This is a genomic window from Citricoccus zhacaiensis (assembly GCF_014645315.1).
Lineage (GTDB): Bacteria > Actinomycetota > Actinomycetes > Actinomycetales > Micrococcaceae > Citricoccus > Citricoccus zhacaiensis.
Genome location: NZ_BMLQ01000004.1, coordinates 280007 through 301643 on the forward strand (window position 1 = coordinate 280007; position 21637 = coordinate 301643).

Here is a 21637-nt window from a genome sequence, read left to right on the forward strand (position 1 = left end):
CGTGGCGATGACCGCTCCCCCGGGATCGCACCCAGCGTCGCCGGCCCGGGAGCAATCCCGGGCCGGCGGCCGTTTGCGGACCCTTCGGGCCCTGGTCACCGACTGGAGTGCCCTGCCCGTGCGCACCCGGGTGGTCGCCCTGTTGGTCTTCCTCACCGCCGTGGCCCTGCTGCTCTCCGGGGCGACGGCCTACGCCCTGCAGCGCAGTGACATGGCCCGGCAGGTCGACGACTCCCTGACGCGCTCGGTCCAGGAGTTCCGCATCCTCGCACAGGAGGGCATCGATCCGGCCTCCGGTGAGCCGTTCTCCGCCTCCGACCAGTTGGTGTTCACGGCCATGCAGCGCACCCTGCCGGCCGAGTACGAGGGCATGCTGGGATTTCAGGACGGGGAGATCAGCTGGACGGCGTCCTCGGCCGTGAAGCTCCGCCTCGAGTCGGATCCCGAACTCGTGCAGTGGGCGGCGGACCAGTCCGGCTCGAGCGAGGTGGCCATCCAGACGGTCACCACCGCCCAGACCACCTACCGGGCCGTCGCCGTGCCCATCCACTTCGACAATGACACGGCGCCGTCACTGATGCTCCTCGCCTACGACTTCTCGGCCGAGCTCGGTGACCTGGACAGCACCTTCCTGACCTACGGCCTCGTCGGCTTCGGCGTCATGATCGTGGTCGGTGTGGCCGGGTGGCTCCTGGTGGGCCGGTTGCTCCATCCCTTGCGTATCCTGCAGTCCACGGCAGCGGAGATCTCCGGCACGGACCTGCGGCGCCGCGTCCCGGTCTCGGGGCAGGACGACGTGGCCGAGCTGGCCGAGACCTTCAACGAGATGCTGGACCGTCTCCAGGGCGCCTTCTCGTCCCAGCGGCAATTGTTGGACGACGTCGGGCACGAGCTGCGCACCCCCATCACCATCGTCCAGGGGCACCTGGAATTGCAGGATGCCCAAGACGCGGCCGACGTCCGCGAGGTCCGGGAGATCGCCCTCGACGAACTGGACCGGATGCGTCTGTTGGTGGACGATCTCGTCACCCTGGCGAAGTCCGGCCGGCCGGACTTCGTCGATACCGCACCGACCGACGTCGGGACCCTCACCCGAGATGTGCTGGGTAAGGCCTCCCCGCTGGGACCCCGGATCTGGACCCTGGACCATGCGGCCGACGTGACCGTGTCCCTGGATGCCCAGCGCATCACGCAGGCCTGGCTGCAGCTGGCATCCAACGCGGTGAAGTACTCGGAGGAGGGCTCCAAGGTCTCCCTCGGCTCGCAGGCGCTGTCCGGCACCCTGCGTCTGTGGGTGCGGGACCAGGGCATCGGCATCCGACCCGAGGACCGGGAGGGCATCTTCGAGCGTTTCGGGCGGGGATCCAACAGCACCCGAGCCGAAGGCTCCGGACTGGGGCTCAACATCGTCACAGCGATCGTCCAGGCCCACGGCGGCAGCGTGGATGTCCAGTCCGCGCCGGGCATTGGATCCACCTTCTACATCGACCTGCCGTTGGACGGCCCCGTAGACGGCCTTCTGGACGTCACCGAGTTTGATGGAGCGGACAGCGGCCACGTCCGGCAGGTAGGTTCTCCAGTGAGCAAGACTTCCCACCCCAAGGACGGTGCGGCGTGAGCCAAATCCTGATGATCGAAGACGAGCCGCGGATCAGTTCCTTCGTGGCCAAGGGCCTCAAGGCCGAGGGGCTGGCCACCACCGTGGCCGCCACCGGACGCGAGGGCCTCATCCTGGCCTTGACCGGCGGCTTCGAGCTCGTCATCCTCGACCTCGGCCTGCCGGACATGGACGGCTTCACGGTGCTGGACAAGATCCGGGCCCAGGACCCGGGCCTGCCGGTCATCATCCTGACGGCGCGGGCCTCCGGTGAGGACACCGTCACGGGGCTAACCTCCGGCGCCGACGACTACATGCCCAAGCCGTTCCGCTTCGCCGAGCTGGTCGCCCGCGTGCGGTTGAGGCTGCGCTCCGAGGGCCACTCGTCCTCGGCCCCGGCAGATCCGGTGCTGCGCCATGCCGACCTCGAGCTGGACCCGATCCGGCATGTGGCGGCCATCGGCGGCGTTGAGGTGGACCTGTCCGCCCGCGAGTTCTCCCTGGCCGAGACGTTCCTGCGCCACCCCGGCCAGGCCCTGAGCCGCGAGCAGCTGCTGTCCCGGGTGTGGGGCTACGATTTCGATCCGGGCTCCAACGTGGTCGATGTCTACGTGCGCTACCTGCGCAACAAGCTCGGCGTCACGCGGTTCACCACTGTTCGCGGCGTCGGCTACCGCCTGGTGGACGAGAAGGACTACCAGCCCGCTGACGGCTGAGGCGGGCCTCGGAGCCGGGAGATCTGAAGGTCTGAGGATCTGAAGATCTAAAGGTCCAAAAGCGATTCGGCGATGTCCAGCCGCTGCCGAGCCGATCCCTGCCAGTCTCTCCGCCCCGATTCCCGGGCACCGGCCACCAGGGACAGCGCCACCGCGGCGGACCGGCACGCCAGCGCCTCCGGGTCGACTCCGGTCGTGAAGTGCCCGTGGAAGCGCCGCAGGGCCTCGTCCACGTGGACATATCGGCGGTCGACGGCCGGCAGCACGGCCAGGTGGCCGAGGAAACAGGCCAGGTCGTCCACCCGGTGGCCCGGCCCCGCGCCGTCGATGTCCAGCACGCAGCTGATGCGGTTCTGCTTCACCAGCAGGTTGGCCTCGTAGAAGTCGCCGTGGGTGGGCACCACCGGCCCACGGTCTGTGACAGCCAGTTGCCGCTGCAGGTGCTCCACGAGGGACCGGATCCGCCGGGCCTGGTCCGGGAGAGCGGTGGCGGCGGCGTGCCCGTAGTCGGGCGTGCGGTCAGACCAGGCGTCGCGTCGCGGCAGTTCCAGCAGACCGGCGGGCATCCGGTCCAGGATTCCCACGACGTCGGCCGGTTCCACCTGCCGTGCCCCGTTCGCCATGATCGCGTTGGCCAGGACCTGGCCCTCGCCCTGTTCGAAGGCCAGCACGTCGGCCACCGGAGGGCCGAGCACCACGGGTACCGGCACGCCGGCCGCCGCCAGCAAGGTGTGGCGGTGGTGGAGCCGGGTGGCCAGCCCGGCGCGCATGACCTTGAGGAAGAGGGTCCGATGCCCGGGAGCGCCAGAGATATCGGCGGTGCCGGAGGCGCCAGAGGCGTCGCGTGTGCCAGGAGGGTTGTCGACCACCGCGCGGAGGACGGCTCGACGCAGCGGGCGGTAGCTGACCGTCTGCAGGTCCACCAGTGTCCCGCCGCGGCCCCAGAGAGCAGCCACTGACGTCGGATCGGACGCCAGCGCCAGACCGGTGAGCAGCGGGTCATGTGGATGGAACCAGGCCGACCAGGTGGTGCCGCCATCCTCGCCGGCCGCCAGGACAGCGTCGTCCGGCACGGCTTCTGCGGTCAGCGCGACGAAGAGCTCTTCCGACTGGTCCTCGGTGACGTGAACGCGGAAGACGCCCGTGGCCCCGGCACCGGGGCGGTGCTGCAGGTCGACGAGTTCGGCGCGATCGAGGTGAAAGCCCTGCCCGTCGAGGACCTCTTCAAGACGGTCTCGGACGGCTCCTGAGGAGAGGTACTGAACCTGCCGATGCTCCGCTTCGTCCCGGTGCGCGCCCTTGCGCATCGGTGCCGGCCCGGGTCTCAGACGGCCCGGCGGCGTTCCAGGACCTTGTCCAGGTCCAGGGTGCGGTTGGCCGTGGCCTCGACCTTGGCGCGGTATTCCGCGGAGACCCCGGACTTCAGCTTGACGCCGGGGCTGGCCTGCGGCGCCTCGGGCTTGGCCATCGGAGCCGGCACCAGCCGGTGGGCCTCCTCGGCGTCCAGGTAGGTGGGACGCGGGACGGACGGAAGGGCGGAGGCACCCTCATCTGCCGCAGCGTCACGGGACACCTGTCCGGTGGCCGCCTGCTCGGTGCTCGTCGCGGCGGCCGGCTTCTCAGCCGGTGCCGTCGCGGCACCATGTCCGGAGGTGGAACCGGCGGCCGCATCGAACACCCGTGTCGGCCCGGTGGTGGGCACGGTTGACTCGGCTGCCGGCAGGGCGGGGTTCATGGCGTCATCGAAGGCGCTCTCGATCCGACGGTCCTTGCGCTTCTTGCGGTCCCGGAGGGCCAGGGCACGCAGGGTGGCCACGCCGGCCACAGCGACGGCTGCGGCGATGCCGGAGACCAGGAGGGTTCCCGCGCCGAACGCGGCGGCGATGCCGGCCCCGAGGAAGGTGAGGGTGGCCAGCAAGGCAACGGCGGCGATGATGGTCCGGTCCCACTTGACGCGGAAGCCGGCGGCAGAGTCCTTCGCGGCGTCCACGGGACGGGCATTGTTCCGAGGCATGGACTGGGCGGTGCGCTTCATGGTCTTCCTCCGGTGGCTCCTGGGCTGGGGCTCCTTGTTCGCCCTCCGGTAGATGGCTATCAACCACGCCACCACCAGTGCACACAGCACCAGTGATCCGTGCAGGTGAATGTCCGGAAGGTAGCCCAGTGCAAGGCTGAGCGACTCCTCAAGACTACCTGTGCCTGCATCCACCCCTCAAACGGTACCGGCCGCGAACTACACCCGTGTGATTCAGCGCATTTTGTTGTCCGTGTCGCCGCGGATTCGGGCTCGTCAGCGCCCCTCCCACCGGGCGAGCAGTCCCTCCGGGACCTCGGGAGAGGTCAGGGCATAGGCATCATGGTCTCGCCAGGCCCCGTCGATGTGCAGGAAGTCCCGGCGCATACCCTCGTGCCGGAAGCCGAGCTTCTCCACCACGCGCCGGCTGGGGCTGTTCTCCGGCCGGATGTTGATCTCCATCCGGTGCAGCCCGAGCGTACTGAAGCAGTAGTCGGTGGCCAGCGCCACGGCGGTCGGCACGAGCCCCTGCCCGGCCCGGGCCTGGTCGATCCAATAGCCCAGCGACGCCGAGAGCGCCGAACCGCGCACGATCGAGGACACGCTCAACTGCCCGGCGATCACCGGCGCTCCGGCAGCGGACGTCCGCACGCAGATTAGCCACGGCAGCGCCGTCCCCTCCTTCCCGGAGCGGTTGAGGACCTTCACCATCTCGCCGTAGCTCTTCAGGGCGGTGGCCGGCTCAGGGTTGGTGGCGTCCCAGCGGCGGAGCCAGTCCCGGTTGCGGGCCCGCAGCGAGGTCCATTCCTCCTGGTCCCACCGGCGGAACGGTCGCAGCACGAGGTCCCCGTGTTCCAGGGACACGGGCCAGCGATGGGTCGTCCGTAGGGTGGCGGCAGGCGGCATGTGCCTGATCCTAGGTCCGAGAGGCGGTGCCCGTCCCCCGCCCCACGGCGGGGGCAGAACTTCGGGGCAGGGAAAAGTACTCATCCTCGCCCCGCAAAGTCGCCCCCCACAGCCGGGCGGTTGCGGGAGGGAGGCAGAATGGGAGCGTGTCGTTCAATGAGTCGTTCCACCAGTCAGCCTCCTCCCCGTCGCCGGAGGGAGGAGAGGCCCAGTACTCCGCATCCCTAACCGGGAACCGGGGCGAGAGCCCCGAGGAGGTGATGAAGCACCGCAAACAGGATTTCCGCACCCTGTGGAGGGCCCGCCGGCGCGAGCTGGACCCGGCTGATCGGGCCGGCCAGTCTGCCGACCTGACCTCCACCATCCTCGAGTGGTACCTCCCGCGGGCGCAGCACCGCCGCGTTGCCGCGGTGCTGTCCTATGGTGCCGAGCCGGACACCGGACCGCTGCTCGAGGCACTGCACGGGGCCGGCGTCGAGGTCCTGGTGCCCATCACGGAGCCCGAGCGGCAGCTGTCCTGGACCGCATGGTATCCCGGGGTGGAGGTGGCCCGCAGCCCGGTCGCGCCGATCGACGAACCGGTGGGCGAACGCCTCGGCGTGGAGACCATGGAGACGGTGGACCTCGTGCTGGTACCGGCTCAGGCGGTGGACACCCGCGGCTTCCGCCTGGGACAGGGCGGCGGCTACTACGACCGCTTCCTGGCCGCCCTGTACCGCCAGCGTTCCGCTTCGAGCACCTCCGGCACGTCCAGCGCTTCCAGCTCGGATGCCACCACCGTGCCCGACGCCGGCCCGGCGCCATCCGCGGTCCCGGTCACGGTGGCCGTGGTGTTCCGGCATGAGCTGATGACGCGGGGCCAGGTACCCTCATCCGAGTTCGACGAACCGGTCGACGGAGCCGTCACCGCCGACGGCTTCACGTGGTTCAGTCAGGTGTAGACTTGGCACTCGAAACGTGAGAGTGCCAAATCGAGAGGACCGTTCGGTGCCCACCTATGCCTACGCCTGCAAGGACTGCGGCCATGAGTTCGACATCGTCCAGTCGTTCACGGACGATTCGCTGACCGCCTGCCCCGAGTGCGAGGGCACCCTGCGGAAGAAGTTCAACTCCGTGGGCGTGGTGTTCAAGGGATCCGGTTTCTACCGCAATGATTCCCGCTCCGAGGGCTCCGGCTCCCAGGCCTCCTCCACGCTGGCTGCCGACAGTTCCTCAGGTGGTTCCTCGGACAGCGCTGCCTCAAGCGGGGCCTCCACCTCCTCTGATTCCGGCTCGTCATCGTCGCCGTCCACGTCAGGCGCTGCCGCGGCCTCCTCGTCCGGGTCCAGCGCGGCATCGTCCGGCTCCTCGGGCAGCTCCACCTCGGGTACCGCTGCCTAGTTCCGCGCTCCTCCACAGCCGACCGCTGACGGCTGTGCCTCCACGGCTGAGGTGATCGCGGTGGCCGGGCCCGTCGCGTCCTGATGGGATCGTGGCATGTCATCACCCACCGCCACGGCCCGGCGCTCCCGGGATTCCTCGCCACCGTCCCGATCCCGGAGACGACCCTCTCCTCGCCGTGAGCTGCGCCGCTACCGCCGCGCCGTGCGCCGACGGATGGCCACTCCCCCACCCCCACACCTCCTGGAGCGCGACGCCGGCCGGTCCCTTCTACCGGCCGACGGATCCACCGACGCCGATGTCGCAGCGGCAACAGCCACCTCGCGGCGGCGCACCCGGCTGAAGCTGGCCCTGGCCTCCATCCCGCTCGTCCTGGCGGTCATCCTGCTCCTGGTCAATGCCTTCGGCGGCCCGGACGGCCCGCGCGATTCAGGCGGTTCGGTCGGGCCGGAATCCCAGCAAGCCGGGGCAGCAACAGCAGCGGCCGGCGACGTCGCCGTGGCAGCGGTCCAGGAAGGTCATCGCCGAGCCCTTCCCGATGGTGGCCACGTTGTATCCGGAGAGACCGCAGGCAGGCCCGAGGTGCCGGCCGGGTATCGGGCCGTCGCCGTGAGGTTCGCGGGCCCCGACGCCGTGGACCTGGTGGCGGCCGGGGACCGCATTGACCTCGTGGGAACGGACGGAAACGTGCTGGAGGCAGACGTCGAGGTGCTGCAGGACCGCTCCTCGGACCTGGCCACGGTGCTGGTCCTGGCCGTGGCTGAGGAACGCGCCGCGGAACTGGCGGCGGCCGCGGTGAATCAGGACCTCACACTCCTGCTGACACCGGAAGCGTAGCCGGCGTCAGTCCCAGTGCGGGGGACGCTGTTCGAGCAGCCAGCGTTCACGTTCGGACAGGTTGCGCTGGTCTGAGGACCGGGCGTCGCGCTGGCCGGAGACCGATGGCATCGAGGGAGCTGACGTCGCCGTGGACTCACTGACCGCCGGTTCGCCAAGGGTCGGCTCGGGCCCGTCGGCGGACGGCGGGCCGGTGCCGGGGGCGTCGGCCCGTCGGGGACGGCGACGGCGAGCAACCGGGCGTTCGGGGTCAGCGGGTGCCATCGTCCTGGTGCTCGTCAGCGGTCGCATCCTGGTGCTCGTCAGCGGTCGCATCCTGGTGCTCGTCAGCGGTCGCGTCCTCACGCTGCTGCTCAGCGGCGGCACCGTCGAAGACCGCACCGTCGAACACCGCGTCGGACGATCCGGCGCCCTCCGGGGACTCCGGTGAACCCACTGAGGACGGTGCCGGCATCGCGGCCTCGGGGAGGGTCAGCGGTTCCACCGGCCCGGGGCCGTCTTCGGCGGAGGGCAGGCCCAGGAAGTCGGCGATGGTCCGGGCGCAGCCGGCCGGGTCGGCGAAGACGTCAATGGTCCACAGGGCGTGGAAGCGCCAGCCGCTGCGCTCGAGCTGCTGCGGCACCTGACGGGACCGCTCGCGCACGGTCATCCGGCGGTACGCCTCGGAACCATCGGAGAACATGGCGACGGGAATCGCCTGTTCCGGGGAGGCCTGGACCTCCCAGGCAGGCAGGCCCAGGGGGTTCCAGACGGCCAGGTCGATGCTGCCGGCGAAGTCCGGCAGCACGGTGGCATGGCGCTGAGCGAGCCGCTCGGACAGGTCCGCCACCAGCGGGTCCCGCGGACGCGGCGAGGTGGTGTGCCCGGTGTCCTTGAGGTAGGCCTCGAGCAGTCCGTAGAAGTCCGCGGCACCGTTGCCCAGCCGCTGCGGATCCAGATCGTCCGGATGCACGCAGGTCAGCACGTGCAGGTGCTGGCGCGCGCGGGTCAGGGCGGTGGCGTAGAGCTCCCGGCCACCGGCCTCGGAGAACGGCCCGAAGTGGTGCACCACGCGTCCGTGCGGGGTCCGGCCATAACCGAGGCTGAAGATGATGTGATCGCGGACCACGCCGTGGGCCCGGGCCATGGGGGCCACCACGAACGGCTCCCGGTCCCGGTTGAAGAAGGCGGCGGCCCACGGATTGTTGGGCAGGTTCAACCGGATCGCCTCGGCCACGCGGCGGGCATGCAGCGGGCTGGCGGTGATGACGGCCAGCGAGGCGCCCGGGCGGTGGCGGATGTGCTCGAACACCAGGTCCATGGTCCGGTTGACCTCGGCCACGGTGGATTCCACGCCCTCGTCGCCAGCACCGGGCATGCCGGTCCCGCCGGGCAGGAATTCCACGCGCACCGGATGGTCCGCGCCGGTCAGCTCGGAGGCCCCGGGCAGCATGTCCAGCGTGGAGTCGTAGAGCTGTTCGCCCAGCAGACGGGTGAGCTTGCGCTCCAGCCCGCGGTGCATGGTGGTCAGCCGGACGCTCGGCAGCACCCTCATCAGAGCGGTGAAGGCCGAGTCCACCTCGCGCGGCAGCAGCACGGAGGCCGTCGGGTCCACGGAGACGTTGAAGGTCTTCGGCGATCCGGAGGTGCCGTCGCCGAAGGCCACCACCTGCTTGCCGCGGCTGATCGCGCCCAGCGCCGTGCTGAGGGCGAGCGATTCAGCGTCCAGCAGCAGGACGGCGTCGAAGCCCATGTCTGCCGGGAACTCGGCCAGGGCCAGCGGGGAGGTGGTCCACGCCGGCACCAGGGACTGGAGCAGTTCCGGCTCGAGGCCGGACAGCGACTCCGGGTCCGGGTTGCCGTCCTTGAGCAGGGAGCGCAGCACGCGGGCCGAGGCCCGGTGCATGCCGGCAGTCCTGGTCCACCGCTGGGCCATCGTCCAGTTCAGACGCTGACTGCCGCCTTCCAGGTGGGCGGTGTCCGCGAGGCGGTACTCCGCCTCGATCTTCCGCAGCGACTCGGCGTCCATCATGGCCAGGTAGTCGTCACCGGAGATCATCGCCTCGAGCGCGGACTGCCACCAGGCCAGCTCGAGTTCGGCCCGCAGCTGGTCCGTCGGGACTTCTCGCTGCTGCAGGTCCGCCATGAGTTCCTGGAGACCCTGTTCCCGCAGCTGGTCGCCGACGAGCGTGCGTTCGGGCAGCGTCTTGAGCGTGTCCTGGTCCGCCACGAGCCGGTCCAGGATCTGGCTGAGCTCGTCCACGGGCAGGTTCTCCAGCCGGCTAGCGTCCCGCCGCGGCTCGGCGAGGACCCGCTGCAAGCGGGCCATCTGACCGGCCACCTCGGCGCCCTTGGCGGAGAGGGCCTCCAGGCCGGCCGGCACCGAGGGATGACGCTTGCTGGTGGCCCAACGGGTCCACTCGGCGCGCTGGTCCTGCACGTCCACGAGGGCCTCGTGCAGATCGGAGACGTGGACGCCCGGGCGGATGTACTCCTTGGCCACGCGGCGGAGCCGGGAGCGGGTCATGGAGGACATCTCGACGCCGTGCTGCTTGCGCCACTGCCCGGAGGCCGTGGCGGAGATCAGGTCCGTGACCGGGCGGTCGAAGATGTCCGGGGTGAACTGGTCCAGGGAACCGCGGACTGCGGAGAGCAGGTGGATCTGGCGGACCCAGTCGGCGAAGGTCCCGCCGGTCGACAGCTGGGCCTGCTCGGTGGCCTGGTCCAGCTGCTCGCGCAGCACGGGCAGAGCGGCGGCCAGGTCCTCGGCCAGCCCGTAGGCGTCCTCGGTCTCCTGCACGTTGCGCAGCCGGGCCCCGTACCAGGGGCTCTCCGTGGAGGAGCGGGAGAAGGCCCCGAGTTCCCCGGCGCGGATGAACGTCGCGGCGGTCTCGTCACGGTTGACGGTGGCATCCAGCACGGAGCGCTTGAGGCGGACGGTGGTGGAGGGGGCCGGATCCATCGCGGTGAGAGAGGCCAGTGACTGCATGGCCTGGAAGGGTGAACAGCCCCAGCGTTCCCGCACATTGTGCAGACTGCGCAGGTGGTCCCGCAACTGGTGGCGGCGCTCCACGAGGGTGGCGTTGAGCCGGTTGGTTCCCGGTTCCTGGGCCCGCTCCACGCGCAGCAGGGCCTGGATGAGCTGACGGCGCATCAACTCGGGGGTGGCCGCAGCCGGGATGTCCAGCGCCAGCGAGTCCAGGTCCACGGATCCCAGACGGCGCCGGAGGTCGTCCAGGGTGGCGGTGCGCTCGGCCACCACGAGCACGCGCTTGCCGTCCCCGGCGAGCTGCGCCACGGCATTGGCCGCGGTCTGCGTCTGACCCGTGCCGGGAGGGGTGACGACCACCAGGTCGTGGCCGGCGGCAATGTGGTCGAGGGCCTGCTGCTGGGACGGGTCCGCATCGAGGATCAGGCTCTCCGCAGACGGGTCCCGCTCGTCGACCGGCGGCAGTCCCGTCTCCGGCAGTTCAGCACGGCGCGGGACCATACCCGAACCGGCGTCATACAGTGCGGAGACCACCGGATGGGTGGAGTCCACCACGTCCACGGAGGCGGTGTCCGCCAGGTCGGCGAAGGTGGACACGAGCAGGCGGTGCTCCACCACCAGCCCCCGGACCTCGCGTCCCTGCGAGCGCAGCAGCTCCATGGCGGGCATGGGCTCGAGCTTGGCGGTGGCGTAGGCGGCGCGCAGGTAGTCGTCCGCGTCCAGCACGATCCCGTGGTGGTCCCGGAAGTAGCGGGCCAGAGCGGGGTTGAGCCGGGCCCGGTCCGAGATCTGCAGCTCATAGTCGTCCTGCTCGCCCCGCAGCGTCAAGCTCAGCCGGGCCAGCATCACGGGTGCGGACATCTGCGTGGAGCGGCCGTCCTCGATGACGCGCCACGTCGCCAGGCCGGTGGCCAGGTACCCGACGTCGACGCCGCGGTCCTCGGCCAGCTCCTGGATCTTGCCGCGCAGCTGACGGGCCGCACCGCGGGCATGCATGAACGCGTCGGCGTCCCGCAGCAGGGTGGACAGGCGCGTGCGGCGCCCGGACATGAACTGGCTCAGCCCGGAGGGGTGGGAGTGCGAGATGTCGATGCTGTTCGCGCCGGACGGGGCGAAGCGCAGCATCGTGTCGTTCTCGGTGCCAGAGCCCAGCGAGGCCAGCCACGCCGGGAAGGTGAGGCGGGAGTCGGACTCGGCGGGGCCGTCGTCGGGCAGGCCCGTGTCCCTGCCCCCGTGGAGGCGAGGCGCCGCGGGGCTCTGCTGGGGGTCCTGCTCAGTCACAGTTGTCCTTCCTGCCGCCGGCCGCTTCCCCGCCCTGCCCACGACGACGGCCGGTGCGGTGGGGCCGCGAGGCACCAATGCTTGTTTCCACGGTACACAGGCGCACCGCGGATTCCCCCGAGGGAAACGGGCCGGTTCCCCGGCGCCCGCCTCCTGACGGGGGGCTTACTCCCACTCGATGGTTCCCGGGGGCTTGCTGGTCACGTCCAGGACCACCCGGTTGATGCCGTCCACCTCGTTGGTGATGCGGTTGGAGATCCGTGAGAGCAGGTCGTACGGCAGCTGAGCCCAGTCAGCGGTCATCGCGTCCTCGGACGTGACCGGCCGCAGCACCACGGGGTGGCCGTAGGTGCGGCCGTCACCCTGGACGCCCACGGAGCGGACATCGGCCAGCAGCACCACGGGGCACTGCCAGATGTGGCGGTCCAGGCCGGCGGCGGTCAGTTCCGCGCGCACGATCGCGTCGGCCTGGCGGAGCAGGTCCAGGCGTTCCCGCGTCACCTCGCCGATGATGCGGATGCCCAGGCCGGGGCCCGGGAAGGGCTGGCGCCAGACGATCTCATCCGGCAGGCCGAGCTCGGAGCCCACGGCGCGGACCTCGTCCTTGAACAGGGCGCGCAGCGGTTCGACGAGCTCGAACTCGATGTCCTCCGGCAACCCGCCCACGTTGTGGTGGCTCTTGATGTTCGCGGTGCCCTCGCCGCCACCGGACTCCACGACGTCCGGGTACAGGGTGCCCTGCACCAGGAACTTCACGTCCTTGGCGTCCGGGTCATGGCGGGACTCGGCGATGATGTCCGCCTGCGCCTTCTCGAAGGTGCGGATGAACTTCTCGCCGATGATCTTGCGCTTGGCCTCCGGGTCCGTCACGCCGGCCAGGGCCTCCAGAAACACGTCCTCGGCGTCCACCATGATCAGCCTGGCACCGCCGGTGGCCGCGCCGAATGCCTTCTCGATCTCCTCGGACTCGTCCTGGCGCATGAGGCCGTGGTTGACGTAGACGCAGGTCAACTGGTCCCCCACGGCCCGCTGGACCAGGGCGGCGGCGACGGCGGAGTCCACGCCGCCGGACAGGCCGCAGATGGCGCGGTGCTCGCCGATCTGCTCGCGGATCAGTTCGACCTGCTCCTCGATCACGGAGGTGGTGGTCCAGGTGTCCTTCAGGCCGGCGCCGTGGTGCAGGAAGTTGCGCAGCACCTCCTGGCCGCGCTCGGAGTGGCCGACCTCCGGGTGCCACTGCACGCCGTAGATCTTCTTCTCCGGGCTCTCGAACGCCGCCACGGGCGCACCCGGGGTGCGGGCGGTGACGGAGAAGCCGGCCGGGGCCTCAGTCACGGAATCGGCATGGCTCATCCACACGACCTGATCCACGTCCTGACCGGCGAAGAGCACCGAGGTGGAGCCGATGGCCTCCAGCCGGGTGGAGCCGTATTCACGGGTGTCGGTCTTGGACACGGTGCCGCCGAGCGCCTGGGCGATCGACTGGAAGCCGTAGCAGAGGCCCAGCACGGGCACCCCGGCGTCGAGGAGCTCCGGGTCGAGCCCGGGCGCGCCCTCGGCGTAGACCGAGGACGGGCCACCGGAGAGGATCAGGGCGGCGGGCTTGCGGGCCAGGATGTCCTCGGCCGAGAGCGTGTGCGGGACGACCTCGGAGTACACGTTGGCCTCGCGCACGCGCCGGGCGATCAGCTGGGCGTACTGGGCGCCGTTGTCCACCACCAGCACGGTCGGGAAGTCGGCGGCGATCTGCGGGTTGTCCGGGGTGTCCGGCCGGTGGTCCGGTGCTGTGGTCTGGTCGTCAGCCTGGGAGGAAGTCACCCGTCAAGGATAGTGCAGGAGCAGGGCACAATGTCCTCGTGGCCCCCGACTCCCCTGCCGATGACATCGCTCTGCTCCCGCACGCCCGAGCAGCCCAGCGCCGGGCCGTCCGCGTGCTGGGTACCGCTCAGGTCTTCTCGGGGTTGGGCAACGGCGCCACGCTGTCCCTGGGCTCGATCCTGGCCGTGGACCTCTCGGGTGCCGAGGCCAACGCCGGCTTCGTCAACACTGCCATGACGCTCGGCTCGGCCGCGGTGTCCATCCCGCTGTCCACCCTGGCGGTGCGACGCGGACGGCGGGTCGCCCTGGGGATCGGCCTGGCCGCAGGGCTGCTGGGTCAGACGCTCATGGTGGCCGCCGTCGTCACCCGGTTCTTCCCCATCCTGCTGCTCGGAGCCTTCCTGGTGGGCTTCGGCGCGGCCGTGAACCTGCAGGCCCGGTTCGCCGTCACGGACCTGTCCGAGCCGCAGCACCGCGGACGGGACCTGTCCGTGGTGGTCTGGGCCGTGACCGTGGGCGCGGTCCTGGGTCCCAACATGGTGGGCCCGGGCGCCGTGGTGTCCGACTGGCTGGGGCTGCCCGTCCACGCCGGTCCCTTCCTGATCTCCGGCGCCGGCATGGCCGTGGGCGCCGCCATCATCCTGGCCGGACTGCGTCCGGATCCCCTCGTGTTGCGCCGGCGGCTGGAGGATGCCGCGCCGGGGACGGACGGCCCGGGCCCGACGCCGGCCGGTCGCCCGGACGGCCCGGTCCCGCTCCGCTCCGGTGCCGGGTGGGCCGCCGGGTGGCGGATCGTCCGGGCCCAGCCCACCGCCCTGGCCGCCGTACTCACGGTGACCGGCGCCCACGCCGTGATGGTCGGCCTGATGTCCATGACACCGCTGCACCTGCAGCACGAGGCGGGGCTCAGCAGCAGCGACCTGGGACAGCATCCGGACACGGTGGTGCTGATCGGCTTCACCCTGTCCCTGCACGTGGCCGGGATGTACGCCCTCTCCCCTGTCATCGGAATGCTCTCGGACCGCTTCGGTCCGGCCCGGGTGGCCGGCGCCGGGATGACGACGCTGGTGGCCGCGGCGGCCTTGACGGGGATCTTCCCCCATCAGCACCTCGCCGTGGTGGCCGGACTCGTCCTGCTCGGCCTGGGCTGGTCGGCCGCCACGGTGGCCGGATCCACGCTGCTCGTGGCTGCCCTGCGCCCAGCCGACCGGGTGCCCGCCCAGGGCTTCTCGGACGCGGTGATGTCCCTGGCCGCGGCGGTCAGTTCACTGGCGGCCGGCCCGATCATGGGCGGTCTCGGCTTCCCGGGGCTCTCGGCCGCACTGGCCGGCGTCGTGGTGCTGTGCGGCATCGGGGTGGCGGCACTGCTCAGGGCCCCAGCAGCAGTGCCACCCCGAGGATGACGGGCAGGGACAGCACCGCGGAGGCGAACACGATGTCCCGCACGAGCAGGTTGGGCAGCTTGAACTGGCTGGAGAACAGGTAGACGTTCTGCGCCGTAGGCAGGGCGGCCATGGCCACCACCCCGAACAGCTCCAGGCCGGTCAGCCCGAAGAGGTAGTGTCACGCCGTCCACGCCACGGCGGGCATCACTAAGAGCTTGACCACGGAGCCCCACACGATGTCCGGGACCTGCGTCCGGTCCCGGAAGGGGCGCTGGGCGGCCAGGGAGAGCCCTAAGACTGTCAGGGAGAACGGAGCGAGCACCAGCAGCTGCGTCACCAGCACGGACACCGCCGGGACGGAGCTGCCCACGGCGTAGAGCGCGATCGGCAGGCCGATGTTGCCGGCGTTGACGTAGGAGGCCGCCATGGCCCCCACGGCGGCCTGGCCCGCCTGCCGCTTGACCACGAGCCAGCTGACGCCCGCATAGACGCCCCGGAGTCCCCGTGGCGAGCTGCTTGGCGACGGGCAGGGCTGATCTTCAGTACCTGCGCAGGGCCTCGGGGTGAGCGGCGATCTCCTGCAGGGTCTCGCGGTGGACCCGCTTCTCCACGATGAAGGACAGGAAGGGCACTACACCGCCGCCGGCGATGGCCAGCAGGCGCATCCCGCTCCAGCGCATCAGTGACCACAGGCGGAATGCCGCGACGAGGTACACCACGTAGAGCCAGCCGTGGGCGATGAGCACGGCGATGGAGAGGTTGAGCCCGCCCGTCACCGAGTCCTCCGGCTGGAGGGACAAGGTGTTTGCGGCACCGTCGGCCAGGGTGCCGCCCGCGTAGAGCTCGGTGCCGTAGCCGTACTTGAAGATCATCTCGAACACGAGCAGCAGCAGCATGATGCCGGTGATCCACGCACAGATCTTGTACATCATCAGGGCCGACTTGATCTGCTGATCCGTCCCGGCGAACCGTCGCGGAGCACTCTTCTCCGGCCGCGGCGGCGGTGCCGGCAGGTCCGCCTCGGTGATGTCCTCGGGGTCGGGCAGGGTGTTCGGGTCGACCGGGGGCTTCTGGTCCGGGGTGGTCACTGGTTCTCCTGCGTTTGCTGGGTTTGCTGGGCTGATATCGGGGCAGTGGAAGCCCCGTAGTACTGTTCGTACTCTTCGATGGCCTTCCGCTTGGTCTCGCGGGCCTCGGTACGGCGGCGCTCAAGTTCTGCGGCCTTCCACTCCTCGGCCCACTGGCGGTCGAGTTCGTCCTCGTCCTGGCTGCGAAGGTAGTCATCCCTCAGGAACCGCCACCAGAGGAAGATCGCGAAGCCGGCGAACACGACCCACTCGATGGCGTAGAAGATGTTCATCCAGTTGTAGGTGGTCTCCTGCGGCTGCGGGCCCACGATCACGGGCTCCAGCTCGCCGCCCTCGGCCTTCGCACCGACTTCCTGACCGCTGGCCGCAGCACCGGGGCCGCCGGTGGCCACCACATCGAAGGCAGCCACATATCCGGCATAGGAGCGCATGTCCCACAGGTTGATCAGTTCGGACGAGGCCAGGTTGGCCAACACCGTGCCGTCCGCGGTGTGCTGGATGCCCTCCGGGCTGGGACCCTCGGCGGGCAGCAGTCGCCCGGTGATGTGCAGGTCTCCCTGCGGCACCGGGTCGGTCTCCGCGGTGGAGTCGGTCCAGCCGCGGACCACGGGCATCACCTCGCCGTTCGGGGCACCGTCCACCTGGAAGGCGCTGACCACCCAGTAACCCTCGGCTCCGTCCTGGCCGCCGTGCAGGCGCGGGTGGATGAACACGTCCGTGTCCTGGACGAAGGAACCGGTCATCGTGACCACCTGGTCCGCCTCGGTGCCGTACATCGGCTTCTCCGGGGCAAAGTGCTCCGTCAGCTCGACGGGGGTCTCGGTCTGGGTCAGCGGCGGCGGGGCGGAGGCGGAGTTGTCCATCTGCCACTTCCCGAGGAGCACGAACACCGCAGAGACCACGAGCGCCAGGACGAGTCCGGCGATCCACTGGGGTTTCAGGGCGGTTTTCAGCACCCCACCAGACTACGCGGTTTCTCTACCGGACGTAGAACTCACAATCTCCGGCAGGCCACCGCGGGCCACATCGCGGACCGAGTCCCGGGCCGCCTCGACCAGCAGGGCATGGGCTTCGGCGTCCGTGCCGGCCCCTAGCGTGGCCCGCTGGGCCAGCGTCCACTGCCGGTAGCGCTCGGCCTCGGCGGAGGCGCGCTCGGCGTCCCAGCCGAGCAGGGGTGCCATCAGGTGGGCGACCGTTCCGGCGGCGGCAGCGCCGGCGTCGTCCGCCTCGAACACCGCGCGGATCCGCCGGGCCAGGACATCCTGGACCGAGCGCGCACCCTCATGTGTGACGGCGTGCACGGCCTCAGCGGCGAGGTGTCCGGGCAACCCGGGCAGCTCCTCGGCCAGCTCCGGGGTGCCCACGGCCAGCCCGATGACCTCCGGAGCGCCGGAACCGTAGCGGTGCAGCAGGGATTCGACCACGGCGGCCGGCAGTCCCGAGTCCACGGCGAGCAGCAGGCGACGGTTCCAGGCCGGGGTCCAGCCCTGGGCACCGAGCAACGGCAGATCGGCGGTGCAGGAGGCGGGCACGCCCTCCCCCGAGCCGGTCACGTCCTGGCCGGTCAGCGGTCCGGTGTCCTGGGCACCGGCTGATCCGATGGCGGCGTCCACGGCGTCAGCGGCCATGGTCCGGTAGGTGGTGAGCTTTCCGCCGGTGACCACGGTCAGCCCTGGCAGCGGGGTCGCCACCACGTGCTCGCGGGAGACCTTGGCCGTGCCCGCGGCAGCAGCGGTGTCTCCCAGAGGCTCGTCCTCACCCGGCGGAGTCACCAGTGGCCGCAACCCGGCGAACACCCCGACCACGTCTGACCGGTCCAGCGGTTCGGAGAGCACCGCATTGGCGCGCTCGAGCACGTAGTCGATGTCCTGGCTCGTGGCGGCGGGTTGATCGACATCTTCGCGCCAGGGCGTGTCAGTGGTGCCGATGATCCAGTGCCGGTCCCAGGGGATGACGAACAGCACCGACTTCTCGGTGCGCAGGATCAGCCCGGAGGTCGACGTGAACCGGTCACGCGGGACCACGAGGTGGATGCCCTTGGCGGCGGTGACCCGCGGCATGCCCTGTACCACCGGTTCTTCACGGCCGTCCGGATGACGGACCGGAATGAACCCGGTCCAAACCCCGGTGGCGTTGATGACGCGGCGAGCATGGACGGAGATCCGTTCGCCGGTCTCCCGGTCCAGAATCTCCGCGCCGACGATGCCGCCGGCCTCAGACCCGAGGTACGCGGTGACCTCGAGGCGGGAGGCGCAGTGGGCCCCGTGGACGGCGGCCGTGCGGACGAGTTCGATCACCAGGCGGGCGTCGTCCACCTGGGCGTCGTAATAGCGGATCGCTCCGATGTACCCCTCGGGCTTCAGCCCCGGCGCCAGGCGGGAGACGGCGGCTCGGCCGAGGTGCTTGTGCACGGGCAGGTGCCCGGTGCGCCCGGCGGCCATGCCGTCATAGAGCGCGACGCCGGCCCCCACGTAGGGCCGTTCCCACGGCTTGGACAGGGGGTACAGGAACGGCACGGGCCGCACCAGGTGCGGCGCGATGTCCTCCACAAGCCGGCCCCGTTCCCGCAGCGCCTCGTGGACGAGCGGGAAGTCCAGCATCTCCAGGTAGCGCAGCCCGCCATGGACGAGCTTGGAGGACCGGGATGAGGTGCCCCAGGCGAAGTCGGTGGCCTCGACCAGTGCGGTGGACAGCCCCCGCGTGGTCGCGTCCAGGGCAGTCCCGGCGCCGACGACTCCCCCGCCGACGACCAGCACATCCAGTGGACGCTCCGGCGTGGTGGCCCGCAGCTTCGTGAGCGTGTCGGCCCGGTGTGCGGGTCCCAGTGCGCCGGTGGTGGTCATCTCGCTCAGGCCGTCTCCGGTTCCGTCAGGTCCCGCTCAACGGTCCCCGGTCGGGGCCACGAGGACCTCGACCTTCTGGAACTCCTTGATGTCCGAGTAGCCCGAGGTGGCCATGGCCCGCTTGAGGGCACCCATCAGGTTGGAGGTGCCGTTGGTGTGGTGGCTGGGGCCCCACAGCACGTCGTTCAGGCTGCCGACGGTGCCGACGTGGGTGCGGTCCCCGCGTGGCATGTCCTCGTGGGCGGCCTCACCGCCCCAGTGCCAGCCCCGGCCCGGGGCCTCCTGGGCGCGGGCCAGCGCGGCGCCGAGCATCACGGCGTCGGCGCCCATGGCCAGGGCCTTGACGATGTCCCCGGAGTTGCCCACGCCGCCGTCGGCGATCACGTGGACGTAGCGTCCGCCGGACTCGTCCATGTAGTCCCGGCGGGCCTCGGCGATGTCCGAGATGGCCGTGGCCATCGGAACCCGGATGCCCAGGGCACGGCGGGTGGTGGAGGACGCCCCGCCGCCGAAGCCGACGAGCACGCCGGCCGCACCGGTGCGCATCAGGTGCAGCGCCGGGGTGTAGCCGGCCGCACCGCCGACGATCACGGGGACGTCCAGCTCGTAGATGAACTTCTTCAGGTCCAACGGCTCGCGGTTCTGGGACACGTGCTCAGCGGACACCGTGGTCCCGCGGATGACGAACATGTCCACGCCGGCGGCCAGCACGGTCTCGTAGTACTCCTGCGTGTGCTGCGGGGTCAGGGACCCGGCCACCACCACGCCGGCCTCACGGATCTGGGCCAGGCGCTCGGTGATCAGTTCGGCCTGGATCGGCTGCGAGTAGATCTCCTGCAGGCGCCGCGTGTTCGCCGGTGAATAGTTGCTGGGCTCGAAGGAGGCGATCTCCTCGAGCACGGAGGACGGATCCTCGTAGCGGGTCCACAGGCCCTCGAGGTTGAGCACGCCCATGCCGCCGAGCTTGCCCAGGGCAATGGCGGTGTCCGGGCTCATGACCGAGTCCATCGGAGCGCCGATCACCGGCATGTCGAACTTGAAGGCATCGATCTGCCAGTTGATGGACACGTCCTCGGGGTCCCGGGTCCGGCGCACGGGCACCACAGCGATGTCATCCAGGGCGTAGGCCCGACGTCCCCGCTTGCCGCGGCCAATCTCGATCTCGTTGCTCACGGTTTCCAGCCTAGTGCAGGTGCCGGACGGGTTAGTCCGCGGAGACAGATCACCGCGTGCGGTAGTTCGGTGCCTCCACCGTCATCATGATGTCGTGCGGGTGCGATTCCTTCAGCCCGGCCGGCGTGATGCGCACGAAGCGGCCGTTCTGCTTGAGGTCTCCGATAGTAGAGGCACCCGTGTAGAACATGGTCTGGCGCAGGCCTCCGACGAGTTGGTGCACCACGGCGGAGAGGGGACCGCGGTACGGCACCTGGCCCTCAATCCCCTCCGGGATCAGCTTGTCCTCGCTCGGCACGTCGGCCTGGAAGTAGCGGTCCTTGGAGAAGGAGCGCTGGCCGTTGCGGGTCTGCATGGCGCCCAGAGAACCCATGCCGCGGTAGGCCTTGAACTGCTTGCCGTTGTAGAACACCAGGTCGCCCGGGGATTCGGCGGTGCCGGCCAGCAGGGAGCCGAGCATCACGGAGTCGGCTCCGGCGACCAGCGCCTTGCCGATGTCACCGGAATGCTGCAGGCCGCCGTCGGCGATCAAGGGGACGCCGGCGGGGATGGTGGCCTTGGCCGCCTCGTAGATGGCGGTGATCTGCGGGACCCCGACGCCGGCCACCACGCGGGTGGTGCAGATCGAGCCCGGGCCCACGCCCACCTTGACGGCGTCCGCGCCGGCGTCGACGATCGCCTTGGCGCCGGCGTAGGTGGCGGCCTGGCCGCCGATGACGTCCACGTGCGCGGACGCCGGATCCTTCTTCAGGCGGGCAATCATGTCCAGCACGCCTTGGGTGTGGCCGTTGGCGGTGTCCACCACGAGCACGTCCGCGCCGGACTCCACGAGCGCCATGGCCCGCTCGTAGCCGTCGCCGAAGAAGCCGACGGCGCCGCCGACGCGCAGCCGCCCTTCCTCGTCCTTGGTGGCGTCCGGGTACTGCTCGGCCTTGTCGAAGTCCTTGACGGTGATCAGGCCCTGGAGCTTGTTGTTGCCGTCCACCAGGGGCAGCTTCTCGATCCGGTGCTCGGAGAGCAGGCGGACGGTGTCCTCACGGGAGATCCCGACGCGTGCGGTGATGAGCGGCATCTTCGTCATGGCGGAGGCCACGGTACGGTGCCCGAATTCGGCGTCCGGGATGAAGCGGATGTCCCGGTTGGTGATGATGCCCAGCAGCGTGTTGTCCGCGTCCACCACGGGCAGGCCGGAGACACGGTAGCGGGCACAGAGGTCGTCCAGCTCGGCCAGGGTGGCTTCCGGCCCCACGGTGAGGGGGTCGGAGATCATGCCGGACTCGGAGCGCTTGACGCGGTCCACGTGGGCGGCTTGGTCCTCGATGGACAGGTTGCGGTGGATGATGCCCATCCCGCCCTGCCGGGCCAGGGAGATGGCCAGAGGCGCCTCCGTAACGGTGTCCATGGCAGCTGAGACGATGGGGGTCGTCAGGGTGATGCGCTTGGTCAGGCGGGTGGAGGTGTCCGCCTCGGCCGGAATGACGTCGGTCATGTTCGGGAGCAGGAGGACGTCGTCATAGGTCAGGCCGACGAATCCGAAGGGATCGGCGGCGGTGGCCACCGGGTCTACCGAGGGACCGGGAATCTGTGCACTCACGGGCGAGGGGCCTTTCAGTCAGCGGGGTTGCGACCAG

At 70.4% G+C, this 21637-nt stretch carries 19 protein-coding genes; 6 read left to right on the top strand and 13 right to left on the bottom strand.

Translation table 11 applies throughout. The features are described from left to right. The first annotated feature begins 7 nt into the window (after window positions 1-7). Window positions 8-1618 (top strand): sensor histidine kinase, encoded by a 1611-nt coding sequence (locus IEX49_RS08605; RefSeq protein WP_188805743.1) that lies wholly within the window; start codon window positions 8-10, stop codon window positions 1616-1618. Further along, the gene (locus IEX49_RS08610; RefSeq protein WP_188805744.1) at window positions 1615-2313 is read left to right on the top strand and encodes a response regulator transcription factor; all 699 of its coding nucleotides are present in this window, start codon (window positions 1615-1617) and stop codon (window positions 2311-2313) included. Before IEX49_RS08605 ends, IEX49_RS08610 begins: the two co-directional genes overlap by 4 nt. Before the next feature lie 47 nt (window positions 2314-2360). Here IEX49_RS08610 and IEX49_RS08615 read toward each other — a convergent pair whose 3' ends face one another. From IEX49_RS08615 to IEX49_RS08625, 3 genes are all read right to left on the bottom strand, one after another. Then, entirely contained in the window at window positions 2361-3620 is a 1260-nt protein-coding gene (locus IEX49_RS08615) for a phosphotransferase (RefSeq protein ID WP_188805745.1), read from the bottom strand. Between the two features lie 17 nt (window positions 3621-3637). Continuing rightward, on the bottom strand, window positions 3638-4348 hold the full coding sequence (locus IEX49_RS08620) for a hypothetical protein (protein WP_188805746.1): 711 nt from the start codon (window positions 4346-4348) through the stop codon (window positions 3638-3640). Between the two features lie 255 nt (window positions 4349-4603). After that, entirely contained in the window at window positions 4604-5233 is a 630-nt protein-coding gene (locus tag IEX49_RS08625; protein ID WP_188805747.1) for a GNAT family N-acetyltransferase, read from the bottom strand. A gap of 146 nt (window positions 5234-5379) precedes the next feature. Between IEX49_RS08625 and IEX49_RS08630 the strand changes: the two genes are divergently transcribed. The 3 genes from IEX49_RS08630 to IEX49_RS08640 all read left to right on the top strand — a co-directional run bounded on the left by IEX49_RS08630 (window position 5380) and on the right by IEX49_RS08640 (window position 7450). Next, entirely contained in the window at window positions 5380-6174 is a 795-nt protein-coding gene (locus IEX49_RS08630; protein ID WP_188805748.1) for a 5-formyltetrahydrofolate cyclo-ligase, read from the top strand. A 46-nt stretch (window positions 6175-6220) separates the two neighbouring features. Then, the gene (locus tag IEX49_RS08635) at window positions 6221-6613 is read left to right on the top strand and encodes an FmdB family zinc ribbon protein (protein WP_188805749.1); all 393 of its coding nucleotides are present in this window, start codon (window positions 6221-6223) and stop codon (window positions 6611-6613) included. Window positions 6614-6709: 96 nt separating this feature from the next. After that, window positions 6710-7450: a hypothetical protein gene (locus IEX49_RS08640; RefSeq protein ID WP_188805750.1), complete on the top strand. Its 741-nt coding sequence runs from the start codon at window positions 6710-6712 to the stop codon at window positions 7448-7450. Window positions 7451-7456: 6 nt separating this feature from the next. Here the strand turns inward: IEX49_RS08640 and IEX49_RS08645 are convergent, their stop codons facing one another. The 3 genes from IEX49_RS08645 to guaA form a co-directional block, all read right to left on the bottom strand. After that, window positions 7457-7714, bottom strand: a complete 258-nt coding sequence (locus IEX49_RS08645) for a hypothetical protein (protein ID WP_188805751.1) — start codon at window positions 7712-7714, stop codon at window positions 7457-7459. Beyond that, window positions 7701-11699 (bottom strand): DUF4011 domain-containing protein, encoded by a 3999-nt coding sequence (locus tag IEX49_RS08650; protein WP_188805752.1) that lies wholly within the window; start codon window positions 11697-11699, stop codon window positions 7701-7703. The genes IEX49_RS08645 and IEX49_RS08650 overlap by 14 nt, the downstream gene beginning before the upstream one ends. A gap of 165 nt (window positions 11700-11864) precedes the next feature. After that, a complete protein-coding gene (gene guaA / locus IEX49_RS08655) occupies window positions 11865-13445 on the bottom strand; it encodes a glutamine-hydrolyzing GMP synthase (RefSeq protein WP_188805860.1) in 1581 nt (526 codons plus the stop codon). 110 nt (window positions 13446-13555) lie between these two features. Here guaA and IEX49_RS08660 point away from each other — a divergent pair, with 110 nt between their 5' ends. Beyond that, entirely contained in the window at window positions 13556-14920 is a 1365-nt protein-coding gene (locus IEX49_RS08660; protein WP_229672445.1) for an MFS transporter, read from the top strand. Here IEX49_RS08660 and IEX49_RS08665 read toward each other — a convergent pair. The 7 genes from IEX49_RS08665 to guaB all read right to left on the bottom strand — a co-directional run bounded on the left by IEX49_RS08665 (window position 14886) and on the right by guaB (window position 21600). After that, window positions 14886-15032: a hypothetical protein gene (locus IEX49_RS08665; RefSeq protein WP_188805753.1), complete on the bottom strand. Its 147-nt coding sequence runs from the start codon at window positions 15030-15032 to the stop codon at window positions 14886-14888. The two genes, IEX49_RS08660 and IEX49_RS08665, sit on opposite strands and share 35 nt — an antisense overlap. A gap of 48 nt (window positions 15033-15080) precedes the next feature. Then, window positions 15081-15368 (bottom strand): AEC family transporter, encoded by a 288-nt coding sequence (locus IEX49_RS08670; RefSeq protein WP_188805754.1) that lies wholly within the window; start codon window positions 15366-15368, stop codon window positions 15081-15083. Window positions 15369-15441: 73 nt separating this feature from the next. After that, a complete protein-coding gene (locus IEX49_RS08675; RefSeq protein ID WP_188805755.1) occupies window positions 15442-15990 on the bottom strand; it encodes a DUF3817 domain-containing protein in 549 nt (182 codons plus the stop codon). Then, on the bottom strand, window positions 15987-16946 hold the full coding sequence (locus tag IEX49_RS08680) for an SURF1 family protein (RefSeq protein ID WP_188805756.1): 960 nt from the start codon (window positions 16944-16946) through the stop codon (window positions 15987-15989). Before IEX49_RS08680 ends, IEX49_RS08675 begins: the two co-directional genes overlap by 4 nt. A gap of 9 nt (window positions 16947-16955) precedes the next feature. Continuing rightward, window positions 16956-18833: a glycerol-3-phosphate dehydrogenase/oxidase gene (locus tag IEX49_RS08685; RefSeq protein WP_188805757.1), complete on the bottom strand. Its 1878-nt coding sequence runs from the start codon at window positions 18831-18833 to the stop codon at window positions 16956-16958. A 36-nt stretch (window positions 18834-18869) separates the two neighbouring features. After that, the gene (locus tag IEX49_RS08690) at window positions 18870-20006 is read right to left on the bottom strand and encodes a GuaB3 family IMP dehydrogenase-related protein (RefSeq protein ID WP_188805758.1); all 1137 of its coding nucleotides are present in this window, start codon (window positions 20004-20006) and stop codon (window positions 18870-18872) included. Window positions 20007-20055: 49 nt separating this feature from the next. After that, window positions 20056-21600, bottom strand: a complete 1545-nt coding sequence (gene guaB / locus IEX49_RS08695) for an IMP dehydrogenase (RefSeq protein WP_188805759.1) — start codon at window positions 21598-21600, stop codon at window positions 20056-20058. Window positions 21601-21637: the final 37 nt, after the last annotated feature.